Origin of the sequence: Pelomicrobium sp. G1 (assembly GCF_051905455.1) — a bacterium.
Classification (GTDB): domain Bacteria; phylum Pseudomonadota; class Gammaproteobacteria; order Burkholderiales; family UBA6910; genus Pelomicrobium.
Genome location: NZ_JBQACR010000014.1, coordinates 27,440 through 42,318 on the forward strand (window position 1 = coordinate 27,440; position 14,879 = coordinate 42,318).

Below are 14,879 nucleotides of genomic sequence, written 5' to 3' on the forward strand. Positions count from 1 at the left end.
GGGTTGTTCCTGCTTTCCATGCTGCTCGACCGGGCCGACGGTGAGCTGGCGCGGCTTTCCGGGAAAAAAAGCGCTTTCGGCCAGAAATACGATCTGGTGGCCGACGGCGTGTGCAACACGCTGGCCTTCGTGGGGCTGGGGTTCGGGCTCAAGACCGGGACCCTGGGCCCGTGGGCGATTCCCCTGGGCGCGCTGGCCGGCCTGGCGATCGCGGCGACTTTTTACCTCTTGTGGCGATGGGAAGCGCTCACCGGAGAAGACACCGCTCCATTGGGCGGTGCCGCGGGCTTCGACCCGGACGACGCGCTGATCGTCGTCCCGATCATGCTCTGGCTCGGGTTTGCCGAGCACCTGCTGGTGGCCGCCGCGATCGCCGCGCCGGCATTCGCCGCTTTCGTTTACTGGGGTCTCGTGCGCAGGCTCGGCCGCCCGACCGGCCGGCACCCCCAGTCTTCGTAGCCTAACTTGTGAGAAGCGATGGTTCAGCCGCTGACCCAAGAGCAGATTGAGAGCTTCCACCGCGACGGGTTTCTGATCGTCCGCGGTCTCTACGGGCGCGAGGCCGCGGCGCGCATCGCTGCCTGGACCGAGGAGATCGCGGGCTACCCGGAGGTTCCGGGCAAGTACATGATGTATTTCGAGACAAGCCGCCTGGAGCCGGGCCGGCGCCTGCTTAACCGGATGGAGAATTTTTGCCCCTACCACGCCGGCTTCGACGCCCTGCTCAACGGCCCCGGGCTGCGCGACGCGGCGGCCCAGCTTTTCGGCGCGCCGGCGGTCCTGTTCAAGGACAAGATCAACTTCAAGCTGCCGGGCGGGGGCGGCTTCACCCCGCACCAGGACGTACAGGCCGGCTGGGACCGCTACGCGAGCCTCCATATCACCGCGCTCGTCAGCATCGACGCCGCGACCCGGGACAACGGCTGCCTGGAGCTCGCGGCAGGGCGCCACCGGGAAGGACAATTAGGCCCCAGTTGGGCGCCGCTGCCGGAGGACGTGACTGCCCAAATGGACTTCATAGCGTGCGAGACGAAACCGGGCGACGTGGTGTTCTTCGATTCCTATACCCCCCACCGCTCCGCCCCCAACCTGAGCTCGCGGCCCCGGCGGGTACTCTACGTGACCTACAATAGACTGGACGAAGGCGACCACCGGGCCCGGTACTACGCCGACAAGCGCAAGAGTTACCCGCCCGACTGCGAGCGGGAGCCAGGCAGGGAGTACGTGTTTCGTGTCTGAGGCCCCTCGTTTCGGCTACGCCGACGCGGCCTGCCGCACCCGCCAATGCCCGACCCCCAGGCCCTAATTCTCGCTGCCGGCCGGGGAACGCGGTTCGCCGGCGACCCGGAGCACAGGCCGCTTCCCAAGTGCCTCCTGCGCTTCGGCGGGCGTAGCCTGCTCGAGCGCCATCTGCGGCTGCTGACGCGGGCCGGCGTGAGGGACATCTGCGTCGCGGTGGGTTACGGGGCCGAACGTGTCCGGGACGAACTGGCGCGCCTGGATTCCGGGGCCAGGGTGACGACGGTGTTCAACCCCGATTACGACCTGGGCAGCGTCGTGACCGTGTGGTGCGCCCGAGCACGGCTGCTGGCGGGGCGCGAGACCTTGCTCATGGACGCGGACGTCCTCTACGACGGGCGGATGCTCGCGCGCCTGCTGGGTTCGGCCCATCCCGATTGCCTGCTCATGGACCGCAACCTCGAGCCCGGCGAGGAGCCGGTCAAGGTGTGCGTGCGGGCGGGCCGCATCGTGGAGTTCCGCAAGCGCCTCGCCCCGGGACTGACGTTCGACCATTGCGGCGAGTCGGTGGGGTTCTTCCGCCTCTCGGCGGACACCTGCCTGGCCCTCGCGGCCCGGGCGACCGCCTACCGGGAGGCGGGCCGGGGCATGGAGCCCCACGAGGAAGCTCTGCGCGACCTGATGCTGGAGGCGCCGGAGCGCTTCGGCGCGGAGGACGTGACCGGGCTGCCCTGGATCGAGATCGATTTCGCCGAGGACGCGCGGCGGGCGCGGGAGGAGATCCTGCCGCGGTTAGAATGCTAGTTCCCGAACCGGCGCGGCCCGAGCACGATCCAATCCTCGTCATGGACAGACGCCCACGCCCCGCATCCAAGGCTGCCGCCCTGCGGGCGCTGCTCGCCTCCCCCGAGCTGGAATTCCTGATGGAGGCCCACAACGGCCTGAGCGCCCGCATCGTGGAAGAGGCCGGCTTCAAGGGCATCTGGGCGAGCGGGCTCACCCTCTCGGCCCAGTTCGGCGTGCGCGACAACAACGAGGCGAGCTGGACCCAGGTGGTGGACATGGTGGAGTTCATGGCCGACGCCACCCGCATTCCGATCCTCATGGATGGAGATACAGGCTACGGCGACTTCAACAGCATGCGCCGTCTGGTGAAGAAGCTGGAAAGCCGCGGCGTCGCCGGGGTGTGCATCGAGGACAAGCTGTTTCCCAAGACGAACAGCTTGATCGACGGCCACCGCCAGCCGCTGGCGGATGTCGCCGAGTTCCAGGGCAAGATCCGCGCCGGCAAGGACAGCCAAAGCGATCCGGACTTCGTCATCGTGGCGCGGGTGGAGGCGCTGATCGCCGGCTGGGGCCTGGACGAGGCCCTGCGCCGGGCCGAGGCCTATCACGCCGCCGGCGCCGACGCCATCCTGATCCACAGCAGGAAAAGCCGCGCCGACGAGATCCTGGCCTTCGCCCGGGAGTGGGCCGGACGCTCGCCCCTGGTGATCGTGCCGACCACTTACTACAGTACCCCCACCGACGTGTTCCGCGCCGCCGGGGTGAGCGTGGTGATCTGGGCCAACCACACCCTGCGGGCGGCCATTTCCGCCATGCAAGCCCTGGCCCGGGAACTTCACGCCACCGAAACCCTGGTGAACGTGGAGGACCGGATCGCGCCAGTGAGGGAGATCTTCCGCTTGCAGCGCGCCGACGAGCTGCTGGCGGCGGAACGCCAGTACGCCGCTCCCCGGGAGCGAACCACCACCGCGGTGGTGCTGGCGGCGAGCCGGGGGGAGGGGCTGGACGAGCTGACCGAGGATCGCCCCAAAGCCATGCTGCCGGTGGCCGGCCGCCCCCTGCTGCGCCGGCTGGTGGACGAGTTCAAGAAGCAGGGCATCGACGCCGTCACCGTGGTTGCCGGTTACAAAGCCCGGTCCATCGACCTGCCGGGCGTCGAGGTGGTGGAGAACCCGGGGCACGCCGAGAGCGGCGAGCTGGCTTCCCTCGCCTGCGCCCGCGAGGCCATCGGCGAGGACACGGTGGTGAGTTATGGCGACCTTTTGTTTCGCAGCTACATCCTGCGGGACCTGCTGGAGACGCCGGGCGAGCTGGCGGTGGTGGTGGACTCTTCGCCGGTGCCGGAGAGGCCGGAACGGCGGCGGGATCTCGCCTACTGCTCGGCCCCCGACGACCACGCCCTGTTCCCCCAGGACGTGAAGCTCCTGCGGGTGGACGCCCGGCCGCGACCGGGCGCGGGTGCGCCCAGCGGGCGCTGGATCGGCATGCTGCGCGTGCGGAGCGCCGGGCGCTCGTGGCTGCTCCAGGCGATGGACGCCCTGGCGCAAAGGCCCGACTTCCACCGGCTGGGGCTGCCGGACCTGCTCAACCACCTGACCGAGGCCGGCCGTCCGGTCCGAGTGCTCTACGTGAGCGGCCATTGGCTGGACGTGAACGACCCGGACGACCTGCGCCGCGCGGTGGATTTCGCCTACGGGAACCCGGGCGCCCAGGGCTCCGGCGAGGTCGTCCCGTGATCGAGGCGGCGGAATTTCTGCGCCAGGCGGCGGCCCTGGGCTACCGTTGGTACGCCGGGGTGCCCTGCTCCTTCCTGGCGGCCCTCATCGACCAGGCGAGCGCCGACCCGGCCCTCGCTTATGTTTCGGCGGCGAACGAGGGCGACGCGGTGGCCGCGGCGGCGGGGGCGTGGCTCGGCGGCCGGGCGAGCGTCGCCCTGATGCAGAACTCGGGCCTCGGCAACGCGGTAAGCCCCCTCACGTCGCTGAATCACGTGTTCCGCATTCCGGTGCTGCTCCTCGTCACCCTACGCGGCGAGCCGGGGATCGCCGACGAGCCCCAGCACGCCCTGATGGGGCGCATCACCCCCGCGTTGCTGGACACCCTGGAGATTCCCTGGGCCCGTCTGCCGGATTACCCCGAGGCCCTGGGGCCTACCCTGGCGAAAGCCCGGGCGGTCATAGAAGAGACCGAGCGCCCCTACGCCCTGCTGGTGGGCAAGGACAGCTTCTCCGCTTCTACGGCATCTCCAGGCGGCGCCCGGCCGCCGCGACGGCATTCCGGCGCCGTGCCCCGCGCCCGCTGGCAAGGGTCCGAGGCGCGGCGGCCGAGCCGGCGGGAAGCGCTGGAGCGCATTGCGGCCCTCGTCCCAGAAAACGCCGGCGTCCTGATCGCCACCACCGGCCACACCGGGCGGGAGCTCTACGCCCTGGGCGACCGCCCCCATCAGCTCTACCTGGTGGGCTCCATGGGATGCGCCTCGTCCCTGGCCCTGGGGCTCGCCTTGGCGCGCCCGCGGCTGCGCGTCATCGTGCTCGACGGGGACGGGGCGGCTCTCATGCGCATGGGGAATCTAGCCACCATCGGCGCCTATCGGCCGCCCAACCTGGTCCACGTGCTGCTGGACAACGAGGCCCACGGGTCCACGGGCGGCCAGGCGACGGTGTCGGCGGGCATCTCGTTCGCGGGCGTCGCCGCCGCCTGCGGCTACCCTGCGGTGTGGGAAGGGAACGCGCTTTCGTTGCTCGACGAAGCGCTGGGGCCGACCCAGGTCTCGGGTCCTGTCTTCGTGCATCTCAAGATCGCCCCCGGCGCCCCGGCCGGGCTGCCGCGCCCTTCCCTCTCGCCGGTCGAAGCGCGGCGGCGCTTCATGGCCCACATCGACGGCCTGGAGCTCCCTTGCGCGAGATCGACATGATCCTGCTCAACCCCGGTCCGGTGAACCTGAGCCCGCGGGTGCGGGCGTCGTTGACCTCCCCCGATCTATGCCATCGCGAAAGCGAGTTCGGCGATCTGCAGGAAGACGTGCGGCGGTCGCTGCTGGCGCTCTACGGGCTCAATCTCCTGGAATGGGCGCCGGTGCTCCTCTCCGGCTCGGGAACGGCGGCGGTGGAAGCGATGCTAGCCAGCCTGGTCCCGCCCGGCGGCGCCCTCTTGGTGATCGATAACGGCGTCTACGGCGCGCGAATGGCGGAGATCGCCCGCTGCCACGGCATCCGCCATGCCGTCTTGCGCCAGGAATGGGGCGCGCCGGTGGACCCGGAGGCCCTCGCCCGCCGGCTCGATGAGGCGCCGGAGACCAGCCACGTGGCGGTGGTCCACCACGAAACCACCACCGGGCGATTGAACGACCTCGCCGCCATCGCCCGCCTGTGCCGAGAGCGCCACGTGGCGCTGCTGGTGGACGGGGTGAGCAGCTTCGGCGCCGAGGCGCTGGAGTTCTCCGCCTGGGGCGTGAGTGCCTGCGCCGGGAGCGCCAACAAGTGCCTCCACGGCGCGCCGGGGTTAAGCTTCGTGCTGGTTAGGCGGGACGCACTGCCGCCGGGCGGCGCCGGCCGCGGCCTCTATCTGGACCTGGCGCGGCACTTGCGAGCCCAGGACGGGCGCGACACCGCCTTCACCCCCGCCGTGCCCCTGTTCTACGCCCTGAGGGAGGCCCTCCACGAGCTGCTGGAGGAAGGCGGCTGGCCCGCGCGCCACGCCCGTTACGCGCGCCTCGCCGCCGCCGTGGAGGACGGGCTTGACCGGCTCCAGGTGGAGCCGCTGCTCCGATCCGGCCCGCGCTCGGTGGCGCTGCGCGCCTACCGGCTGCCGCAAGGCATCGACTACCCGATGTTGCACGACGGGCTCAAGCGGCGCGGGTTCGTGATCTACGCCGGCCAGGGGGAGCTCTCCAAATCCATCTTCCGGGTCTCCACCATGGGCGCCATCGCCGCCGCCGACCTGGAGCGCTTCGTCGCCGCGGTGGGCGAGATCCTGGACGGGGCACCCTCCAGCGGAGGCTCCGGGTGAATCCTCCGGGCTCGCCGGCTGCGGCCGAGGACCCGCCATGAAGGCCGGTAGGCTGCGCCGGTTCCTGCGCCTCAGCTTGGTCGGCGGGCTGGCCTTGTTCCTGTATCTGGTGATCGAGCGGGGCACGGTGGAGCTGGCGGCGGCCTTGAAGACCGCGGGATGGGGGCTCGCGCTGGTGGCGGCGTTCCACCTGGCGCCCATGGCCGCCGACACCCTGGGCTGGCAGCGCCTGGTACCCGCGGCGGCGCGCCTGCCCTTCGCCACCCTGCTGTGGGCCCGCTGGATCGGCGAGTCGATCAACGGACTGCTGCCGGTGGCCCAAGTGGGGGGCGATCTGGTCAAGGCCCGCCTGCTCGGCCAGCGGGGCATGCCGGGGGAGATCGCCGGCGCCAGCGTGGTGGTGGGCTTGACCCTGGCGGTATTCACCCAGATTCTTTTTACCCTCCTTGGGGTGGTCCTCCTGGTCCTTCACCTGGGCGGGGAGCGCTTCACCGACGCCCTGCTGGCCGGGACGGCGATCATGGGCGCCCTGTTACTGGGCTTCTACTGGGCCCAGCGCCGCGGCCTGTTCTCGGCCCTGGTGGCGGCTCTCGGGCGCCTCGCCGGCGGCAGCGACTGGCGGGCCCTGGCCGGGGGCGCGGCCGCCCTGGACCGGGCCATCTCCCGCACCTACGCCGACCGCCGGGCGCTCCTGGCGTGCTGCGCCTGGCTGCTCGCGGGCTGGCTCTTGGGAGCCGGAGAGGTCTGGCTGGCCATGGCCTTCCTCGGCCATCCGGTGGGATGGGCCGAGGCCCTGCTCCTGGAGAGTCTGGGCCAGGCAGTGCGTGCCGCCGCCTTCCTGGTGCCCGGTGCCCTGGGCGTGCAGGAAGGCGGATACCTGCTGCTCGGCGCGCTCCTGGGGCTCGAGCCGCCCCTCGCCCTGGCGCTGTCCCTGGCGAAACGCGCCCGGGAGCTGGCCCTGGGCCTCCCGGGCCTGGTGGCTTGGCAGATCGCGGAAAGTCGTGGATGGTGGCGGGGGCGCCGGCGGCGGTCACCGCGGGCCGGGGTCCGTCCAGATGGGGGATGAGCGCCCCGCCCCGGATCGCCGGGAGAGCGCAAGGGAAATCAAGGTGGAACGGGATCAGGCGGAGACGCGCTTGAGGAGTGGCTGACATGGAGAGATCACTGAACGGGGCCAGGTCCCGGCGGGCGAGCCCCAAGGCGCTGGCCGCCTTCGCGGTGGCGGCGATTTGCGCCGCGTTCGCGCCGCTCGCCGCCGGGGCCGAGGAGAACCCGGCGGCGGTGGTCGAGGGCTTCCAGGCGGTGCTCGTATCGGTGATGAAAGACGCCGGCAAACTAGGCTACGCCGGTCGATACAAGCGTCTCGCCCCGGCGGTGGAGGAGAGCCACGATCTGCAAAGCATCGCGGCGTTCGCCGCGGGCAGGTACTGGCAGCCGTTGAGCGACGCCCAGAAGTCCCTGCTCGTGGCCACCTTCAGCGAGTGGAGCATCTCCACCTACGCGCACCGCTTCGATGCCTATTCCGGGGAAAGATTCAGGACGCTCTCGGTCGAGCAAACCCCTCGGGGCGAGGCGTTGGTGCGCAGCGAGCTCGTCAAGCCGGGGGGCGAAACCCTCCGCTTCGACTATCTGCTGCGCCGCCGGGAGGAAGGCTGGCGGATCGTCAACATCGTCGTGGACGGGGTGAGCGACCTCGCCATTCGGCGATCGGAGTTCGCGAGCATCCTGCGCACCGAGGGTTTCGACGCCCTGATAAAGAAGCTGAAGGACAAGATTGCGGCCCAGTCGAAGTCTGCGGGCTCTTGAAGGCGCGCGGCGGCTCCTGAGCGCCACGGGCGAGGCGTACCGCCGCGGCCTGGTCCGGCTGGTCACCGGGTCGGGCCGGGCCGCCCCCTGGGTATTGGGCGCGGCGGCGCTCTCGAGCGCTGCTCTCCTGTACTACGGGGCGAGCCGCCTCTCGATCAACACCGACACGGCGGACATGCTGGCGCCGGAACTCCCCTTCCGCCAGGCCGACCGGAAGTTCGAGCAAGCCTTTCCGCAGCTCTCCGACCTCATCGTTGTGATCGTGGAGGCCGGCGTCGCGAGCCGGGCGAACGATGTCGCGGACCAGCTCGCCGGGGCGCTCGCGCGCTCGAACGGCCCCTTTCGTTACGTCTACCAGCCCGGCCGCGGCCCTTTCTTCGCGCGCAACGGCCTGCTCTACCTGGACACGGACGAGCTCTGGCAACTGAGCGAGAAGCTCGCCGAGGCGCAGCCGTTCCTGGGAGCGATGGCCCAAGACCCGAGCCTGCGCGGTCTTTTCTCCGTGCTGGGGCGCGCCCTCGGGGAGAACTTGGGCACCGAAAACCGGGCGGCCCTCAAGAAAGTGCTCAACGAAATCGACGCGGCGGTACAAGCCCTGCTGGCGGGCACGCCCCAGCCGCGCTCATGGCGGGAAGCGCTGCTGGAGGGCGGCTCTGCGTCCAGGGACAACCATCGCAGCTTCATCCTGATCCAGCCGCGCTTCGACTACGCGAGCCTGAGGCCGGCGAAAGAGGCGCTGGACCGGGTGCACCGCCTCGCCCGGCAGGTGGAGGCCGAGGAACCGGGCGTGCAAGTCCACGTCACGGGGGAAGTGGCCATGGAGGACGAGGAGCTGGCGAGCGTATCGAAAGGGGCGGGTATCGCCACCTCGGTCGCTTTTGCCCTGGTCTGCGCCATCCTCTTCCTGGGGCTGGGCTCACCGCGGCTCGTGGCCGCCATCCTGGTCACCCTGGGCATAGGTCTCACGTGGACCGCCGCCTTCGCCGCCGCCGCCATCGGCCATCTGAATCTGATCTCGGTGACCTTCGCCGTCCTGTTCATCGGCCTGGGGGTGGATTTCGGCATCCAGTTCGCGATGCGGTACAAAGAGGAACTGGACGCGACGCACGACCATGTCGCCGCCCTGGAGCGGGCTGCGGCGGGCGCCGGCGGCACCCTCACCCTGGCGGCCCTCGCCGCCGCCTTGAGCTTCCTTTCCTTCGCCCCCACGGATTACCGGGGGCTGGCCGAGCTGGGCGTCATCTCCGGCTTCGGCATGATAGTCGCCCTGGGGGCGAACCTGACGGTGCTGCCCGCAGCGCTCAGCCTGATGCAGGTCGGCCCCTACAAGGGAAGGACCGGGGCGGGCCCGGTGGAGACTCTGTCCCTGAGAGTGCTCACCGTCCAGCGCAACCGGCGGATCCTGCTCAGCGCCGCGGCGGCGGCGGCCGCCGGCTCCCTCCTCCTGGTGCTCCAGGCCCGTTTCGATTTCCATCCCCTCAACCTGCGGGACCCGACCACCCCGTCCGTTGCCGCTTTCCTGAGCCTCTTGCAGGATCCATCCACCACCCCCTACACCATCGAGATCCTGGCCCAGGACCTGGAGGCGGCCCAGGCACTGGCCGCCCGCCTGGAAAGCCTGGACGCGGTCGACCGGGCGCTCACCCTGGCGAGCTTCGTGCCGGCGGATCAGGAGGAGAAATTGCGCATCATCGGGGACATGAACCTGGTCCTCGCGCCCCTGGTCACCCCCCCTGCACCCGCGGCGGCCCCCACGCCCCAGGAAGAGGCGATGGCCGTGGAGAAGTTCCGCCAGGACCTCGTGGCGGCCGGCGCCGGCGGAGACGAGCTGGCCGCCAGCGCCGAGCGGCTCGGCGGCACCCTGCAACGGCTCGCGGCCATGCCGGGCTGGCCCGGGGCGTTGGCGGAGGAATTGCGGCGCAGCGTCATCGGCGACCTGCCCCAAGTCCTGAACGAGCTGGGGCAGCTCCTGGCCGCAACCCGGGTCGCCCTGGCGGACCTTCCCGAGGACTTGAGGCGGCGCTACTTGAGCCCCGACGGGCAGGCCAGGGTCGAAGTCTTTCCCAAGGAAGACCTGAGGGACAACCCCGCCATGCGCCGGTTCGTGCGGGCGGTCCAAGCGGTCGCACCGGCGGCCACGGGAACCCCCGTCATTTTTGTGGAGGCCGGGGACGCGGTGGTGGAAGCGTGCCTGCAGGCCACCGCCATCGCCCTCCTCGCCACCCTGGTCCTCACGCTGGCGGCGTTGCGCAAAGTGGGGGATGCGCTCCTGGTTTTGCTCCCCGTGGTGCTGGCCGCCTTGTTCACGGCCGGCGCCGCCGTCCTGCTGGACATTTCCTTCAATCTGGCCAACATCATCGCCCTGCCCCTGCTGCTCGGCCTGAGCATCGCCTTCGGCATCTACCTGGTCAAACGCAGCCGCGCCGGATGGGACGTGAACCGCCTGTTCCGCAGCAGCACGCCCCGCGCGGTTTTCTTCAGCGCCCTCACCACGGCCGTCTCCTTCGGCGCCCTCGCCTTCTCCGAGCATCCCGGCATGGCGGGCATGGGCCGGCTCCTCGTGCTCGCCCTGTCCTTCACCCTCGTCTCCAGCCTTCTGGTCCTGTCCGCGATCCTGGCGGAGCTCGAGGGTCAACGTTCCTGAGCCGTGTAGGCAAGGGGGAACGGGTATCCCCGCAGGGCACGAGCTCAGGCGTTTCCGGCCGGACTCGAAACTTTTACTTTAAGCGGCCTGTCGAGCCCGGCCTGCAAAGACAGGCTTCCTGGTCCGACTAAATACCACATAGGCGAGCTGCCGGAAGTCCCGAAGCGTACCGGGAGCGGTCTCGCGGCCACCGCCCCCCAAGTGAAGCGGGCCGCGAGCAAAGGCGGAGGAGATTTCATGAACAATCTCTATCGGTCCATGGTTGCGGGTTTCGTTGCCACCGCCGTTATCTCGATCTTCATGGAGATCAAAACGATGGCGGGGTTCGCGCCCGAGCTGGACTTGATCCGGATGCTTAGCGCGATCTTCGGCGCTCCGAGTTTCCCGATCATCGGCTGGATGTTTCACTTCGTCATGGGAACGATTTGGTGGGGATTGTTGTTCGCGTGGTTTAACGAGTACCTGCCCGGTTCCAGACAATGGCAGAAAGGGATCTGCTTTGCGATCCTCGCCTGGTTGCTGATGATGATTACGATAATGCCTTTGGCGGGCGCCGGATTTTTCGGGGTACGCCTGGGCCTGACGGCGCCTGCCCTGATGCTGGTTCTGCACCTCGTCTATGGCGCCGTGCTTGGCACCACGTACAGAGCGCTTCTGGGCTCGCCCTTGCTCAAAAGAAGATGAGCGAACGGAAAAACGAGCCGCCGCCTAGGCCGCGGGCATCGGCCGGAGTGGCATCTCAGCATTCAGCGGAAATAGCCGTGCCGGCGAAACCAGTCGATGGCGTCCTGCAGCGCCTCGTCCGCCGGGCGAAAACGGTAGCCGAGCTGCCGCGCCGCCTTGTCGCTGGAGAAATACATCCGCTTGCGCGCCATGCGCAGCGCATCGCGGGTGACCCGCGGCTCGCTTCCGCCGGCCCACGACCACGCCTCCATGACCCACGCCACGGGAAAGAGCGCCGCCACCGGGAGTCGCACGCGGGGCGGGCGCCCGCCCGCCAGGCGGGCGATGCGGGCCAGAATCTCCCGCAGCTCCAGATTCTCGCCGCCCAGGACGTAGCGTTCTCCGGGAACCCCATGCCGGTAAGCCAGCAGATGGCCGTAAGCCACATCGTCCACGTGGACCAGGCTGAGGCCGGTGTCCACGTAAGCCGGCGTGCGGCCGCAAGCCGCGTCAAGCACCATCCGGCCGGTGGGGGTGGGCCGCCGGTCGCCGGGCCCCACCGGCGCCGACGGGTTCACGATCACCACCGGCAGGCCTTCTTCCCGGGCGAACCGCATCGCCTGCTCTTCGGCGAGAAACTTGGAGCGCTTGTAGGGGCCGATCATGTCCTCCAGCCGCGACGGCGTCGTCTCGTCGGCCGGCGCCCCATCGGCGCGGCAGCCGAGGGTGGCCACGCTGCTCGTGTAGACGACGCGCTCGACCCCGGCTTCCGCTGCCGCGCGCAGCAGGTTTACGGTACCCTGCACATTGGCGCGATGCATGGCCGACGGATCCCGCGCCCACAGGCGGTAGTCGGCGGCCGCATGGTAGACCCCGCGGCAGCCCGAAGCGGCCCGCCGCAGGGAATCCGGGTCAAGCAGGTCGCCGACCGCGGTCTGCACCGGGAGCCCCTCCAGATTGCGCTGGTCGCTGGTCGGACGCACCAGCACCCGCACGGGCTCGCCGGCGCCGACCAAGGCACGCACGATGGCCGCGCCGACGAAGCCGCTCGCGCCGGTGACCAGAAAGGGAGCGCTCATGAGGGCGGCACGAGGGCTCCGGACGCGCCGGCGGCCAGGCTCGCGCGCCGCAACGCCCGTCGAGCGAGGAGGAAGCCGGGAACGAGGGTCGCCAGGGGGGGCAGCTCCCGGGGACGGCGGGCGAGGGCGAGCAGCAGGGCTTTCGGCTGCAGGGCGCCCCCGGGACCCAGCGCGGCCAGGGCGCTTCCCGGGACGCTCCGGCTCACCGTGTCGGTGACGGCCCGCACCGCGGCGAAAGGGATCCCCGCCTCCCGGGCGACCCGGGCGATGGCCGCAGACTCCATGTCCACCGCCGCCATGGCGGACGCCCCGCGGTGGGCGGCCTTGGCGCCAGCCCCTCGCAGCGGGTGCAGCGCCTCGCCGATTGGCTCCGTGCTCACTTGCAACCGCGGCGCCAGGAGGCTGGCGAGCAGCCGCCCGTGCCACTCGGCGTCCACGGGAAAGCGCTCCCCGTCAGCAGCGATCACCAACGGCGGAAGGACGATCGCTCCGGAGCGCAGACGCGGATCGAGCGCCCCCGCGAAACCCCAGCTCAGAAGGGCCCGGGCGCCGGCGGCCACCCCGGCCCGGGCCGCCCGCTCGGCGTTCTCGGGACCGACGCCGGCGATCCTCACATGGACCGACACTTCCCCCGCCGATTCGTGGACAGGCGCTTTAGGCAAGCATCGGGCCTCGGCATGCAAGGCCGCCACCACGTCCACCCTCATCCCCATGGGGCGAGGACGCTCTTTGCCCGGGCCAACGCCCACAAGGGGAAGTAGACGCTGTAGCCGTGGTACTTGAGGTAGAACACCCGGGGAAAGCCCGGCGCGGTGAACTCCGGATCGTCCCAGCGCCCGTCGCTTTCCTGGGTGCGCAGCAGGTATTCCACGCCGCGCCACAACTCAGGCGCCCCGGTCTCCCCGGCCGCTAGAAGCCCGAGCACGGCCCAGGCGGTCTGGAACGCCGTGCTGCGGCTGGCCCGGCCGGCGAGGCTCGGGTCGGCGTAACTGTCGTTGGTCTCGCCCCACCCGCCGTCCGGCCGCTGCACCCGTTTGAGCCAGGCCGCCCCCCGCTGGAGCGCCTCCCGGGCTCGCGGATCGCCGCTGTGCTCGAGCGCCATGGCCGCCGACCAGGTGCCGTAGATGTGGTTCGTGCCCCAGCGGCCAAACCAGGATCCATCCGACTCCTGCTCGCCGAGCAGGTAGGCGGTGCAGCGCTCGAGGGCGCGGGCGTGCTCCGGGTCCTTCTTCAGGAGGGTGAGCAAGGTGGCGCAGCGGGCCGACACGTCGGCGGTGGGCGGGTCCAGCAAAGCGCCGTGATCGGCGAAGGGGATCTCCAGCAGGTAATCATGAGTATTATCGGCGTCGAAAGCGGCGAAGCCCCCGTTGCGCGATTGCATGCCGCAAATCCACCGGGCGGCCCGCTCAATGGCGACGCCATAGCGGGCCGCATCGGCACGCCGCATCGCCCAGGCCACGACCGCGGTATCGTCCAGATCGGGGTAGTGATCGTTGCGGAACTGGAACGGCCAGCCGCCTCCTGGCAAGTCCGGCCTCGATTCGCGCCAGTCGCCCTCGGCGTCCAGCAACTGACGCGCCTCCAGCCAGTCGAGGGCCTTGCGCGCCGCCCGGCGCCCCGGCTCGCTGCCTTCCTCCAGCAGGGCCAGCGCCGCCAGAGCCGTGTCCCAGACCGGAGACACGCAGGGCTGGCAATAGGCTGAGTCGTCGCGAACCACGAGCAGCTTGTCGATGGCTCTACGGGCAGTGCGGCAGAGAGGATGTTCCCGGGGATACCCGAGCACTCTGAAGGCCTCAAGGGTGTTGACCATGGCGGGAAAGATCGCGCCCAGCCCCCCCTCCCCGTTGAGCCGCTCGACGATCCAGCGTTCTGCCCGCGCGATCGCCGCTCGGCGTACCCTGCCCGGAATCAAAGGCTCCAGCAGCCGCACCGTCCGCTCGAGGCGGAGGAAGAGCCCGTTTAGCCGGGAGCGCACCGGGAAATAATCGCGCTCCTTCTCCGGATCGACGGTGAACAGCTCCCGCACATGGATGCCTTTCGGGTTGCAGGCCCGCGCCCGCAGGGAATAGAGGATCGCCAGGGGCACCATGACGGTACGGGACCAGTAGGAGACCTTGCTCAGGTGAAACGGAAACCAGCGGGGCAGCAGCATGATCTCCACTGGCAGGAAGGGCACCGCGCGCCACGGCACCTGCCCGAACATGGCCAGCAGGTAGCGGGTGAACACGTTGCTGCGGGCGGCGCCGCCCCGGGCGATGATCGCTTCCCGGGCCCGGCGCATGTGCCCCTCGCCGGGCGCGTCTCCCGCGAGCTTGAGGGCGTAGTAGGCCTTCACCGTACAGCTCAGATCCAGCCCGCCCCCCGGGTAGAGGGGCCAGCCGCCGTCCTCCTGCTGGCGGCTGCGCAGGTAGGCGGCGAGCCTCGCCTGCAGCGCCTCGTCCACCTCGCCGAGGAAGTGCATCATGCAGATGTACTCGGCGGGGATGGTGCAGTCCGCCTCCAGCTCGAAGCACCAGTAGCCCTCCGGGTGCTGGCGCGCGAGCAGCGCGTCACGGGCGCGCTCGATGGCCGCCGAAAGTTTCCGGGCCTGTTCGGTGACGGCGGGAGAAATCAAGTTCACCCTGGATTTGAGATCAACGTGTCCCATACGCCTC

General features: G+C 70.2%; 13 protein-coding genes. 10 read left to right on the plus strand and 3 right to left on the minus strand.

What is annotated here, in order from left to right; translation table 11 throughout:
* The 10 genes from ACTFO6_RS13460 to ACTFO6_RS13505 form a co-directional block, all read left to right on the plus strand.
* The coding region (locus ACTFO6_RS13460; protein WP_439934958.1) for a CDP-alcohol phosphatidyltransferase family protein at positions 1–459 on the plus strand (459 nt) is incomplete at its 5' end.
* 18 nt (positions 460–477) lie between these two features.
* Positions 478–1,239, plus strand: coding sequence for a phytanoyl-CoA dioxygenase family protein (locus tag ACTFO6_RS13465; RefSeq protein WP_439934959.1), 762 nt, complete (start codon positions 478–480; stop codon positions 1,237–1,239).
* A 45-nt stretch (positions 1,240–1,284) separates the two neighbouring features.
* A complete protein-coding gene (locus ACTFO6_RS13470) occupies positions 1,285–2,043 on the plus strand; it encodes an NTP transferase domain-containing protein (RefSeq protein ID WP_439934960.1) in 759 nt (252 codons plus the stop codon).
* A 41-nt stretch (positions 2,044–2,084) separates the two neighbouring features.
* On the plus strand, positions 2,085–3,761 hold the full coding sequence (gene aepX, locus ACTFO6_RS13475) for a phosphoenolpyruvate mutase (RefSeq protein WP_439934961.1): 1,677 nt from the start codon (positions 2,085–2,087) through the stop codon (positions 3,759–3,761).
* Positions 3,758–4,939 carry a phosphonopyruvate decarboxylase gene (aepY, locus tag ACTFO6_RS13480; protein WP_439934962.1) on the plus strand — a complete coding sequence of 394 codons (1,182 nt, stop codon included), beginning with the start codon at positions 3,758–3,760 and terminating at the stop codon, positions 4,937–4,939. Before aepX ends, aepY begins: the two co-directional genes overlap by 4 nt.
* The gene (locus ACTFO6_RS13485) at positions 4,936–6,033 is read left to right on the plus strand and encodes a 2-aminoethylphosphonate aminotransferase (RefSeq protein WP_439935020.1); all 1,098 of its coding nucleotides are present in this window, start codon (positions 4,936–4,938) and stop codon (positions 6,031–6,033) included. The genes aepY and ACTFO6_RS13485 overlap by 4 nt, the downstream gene beginning before the upstream one ends.
* Positions 6,034–6,070: 37 nt before the next feature.
* On the plus strand, positions 6,071–7,099 hold the full coding sequence (locus tag ACTFO6_RS13490; protein ID WP_439934963.1) for a lysylphosphatidylglycerol synthase domain-containing protein: 1,029 nt from the start codon (positions 6,071–6,073) through the stop codon (positions 7,097–7,099).
* An 86-nt stretch (positions 7,100–7,185) separates the two neighbouring features.
* On the plus strand, positions 7,186–7,839 hold the full coding sequence (locus ACTFO6_RS13495; protein ID WP_439934964.1) for an ABC transporter substrate-binding protein: 654 nt from the start codon (positions 7,186–7,188) through the stop codon (positions 7,837–7,839).
* Positions 7,808–10,483, plus strand: a complete 2,676-nt coding sequence (locus tag ACTFO6_RS13500) for an MMPL family transporter (RefSeq protein ID WP_439934965.1) — start codon at positions 7,808–7,810, stop codon at positions 10,481–10,483. Before ACTFO6_RS13495 ends, ACTFO6_RS13500 begins: the two co-directional genes overlap by 32 nt.
* A 237-nt stretch (positions 10,484–10,720) precedes the next feature.
* On the plus strand, positions 10,721–11,167 hold the full coding sequence (locus ACTFO6_RS13505; RefSeq protein WP_439934966.1) for a DUF6789 family protein: 447 nt from the start codon (positions 10,721–10,723) through the stop codon (positions 11,165–11,167).
* A 62-nt stretch (positions 11,168–11,229) separates the two neighbouring features.
* Here ACTFO6_RS13505 and hpnA read toward each other — a convergent pair whose 3' ends face one another.
* From hpnA to shc, 3 genes are read right to left on the minus strand one after another with little or no spacing between them, the layout of a single operon-like run.
* The gene (hpnA, locus tag ACTFO6_RS13510) at positions 11,230–12,225 is read right to left on the minus strand and encodes a hopanoid-associated sugar epimerase (RefSeq protein ID WP_439934967.1); all 996 of its coding nucleotides are present in this window, start codon (positions 12,223–12,225) and stop codon (positions 11,230–11,232) included.
* A complete protein-coding gene (locus tag ACTFO6_RS13515; protein ID WP_439934968.1) occupies positions 12,222–12,938 on the minus strand; it encodes a phosphorylase family protein in 717 nt (238 codons plus the stop codon). The genes hpnA and ACTFO6_RS13515 overlap by 4 nt, the downstream gene beginning before the upstream one ends.
* Positions 12,929–14,872, minus strand: coding sequence for a squalene--hopene cyclase (gene shc, locus ACTFO6_RS13520; RefSeq protein ID WP_439934969.1), 1,944 nt, complete (start codon positions 14,870–14,872; stop codon positions 12,929–12,931). Before shc ends, ACTFO6_RS13515 begins: the two co-directional genes overlap by 10 nt.
* Positions 14,873–14,879 lie beyond the last annotated feature (7 nt).

Coding starts and splice junctions, on each gene's coding strand:
- ACTFO6_RS13465 (WP_439934959.1), top strand. CDS start 478: ATGGTTCAGCCGCTGACCCAAGAGCAGATTGAGAGCTTCCACCGCGAC.
- ACTFO6_RS13470 (WP_439934960.1), top strand. CDS start 1,285: ATGCCCGACCCCCAGGCCCTAATTCTCGCTGCCGGCCGGGGAACGCGG.
- aepX (WP_439934961.1), top strand. CDS start 2,085: ATGGACAGACGCCCACGCCCCGCATCCAAGGCTGCCGCCCTGCGGGCG.
- ACTFO6_RS13485 (WP_439935020.1), top strand. CDS start 4,936: ATGATCCTGCTCAACCCCGGTCCGGTGAACCTGAGCCCGCGGGTGCGG.
- ACTFO6_RS13490 (WP_439934963.1), top strand. CDS start 6,071: ATGAAGGCCGGTAGGCTGCGCCGGTTCCTGCGCCTCAGCTTGGTCGGC.
- ACTFO6_RS13495 (WP_439934964.1), top strand. CDS start 7,186: ATGGAGAGATCACTGAACGGGGCCAGGTCCCGGCGGGCGAGCCCCAAG.
- ACTFO6_RS13505 (WP_439934966.1), top strand. CDS start 10,721: ATGAACAATCTCTATCGGTCCATGGTTGCGGGTTTCGTTGCCACCGCC.
- hpnA (WP_439934967.1), bottom strand. CDS start 12,225: ATGAGCGCTCCCTTTCTGGTCACCGGCGCGAGCGGCTTCGTCGGCGCG.
- ACTFO6_RS13515 (WP_439934968.1), bottom strand. CDS start 12,938: ATGGGGATGAGGGTGGACGTGGTGGCGGCCTTGCATGCCGAGGCCCGA.
- shc (WP_439934969.1), bottom strand. CDS start 14,872: ATGGGACACGTTGATCTCAAATCCAGGGTGAACTTGATTTCTCCCGCC.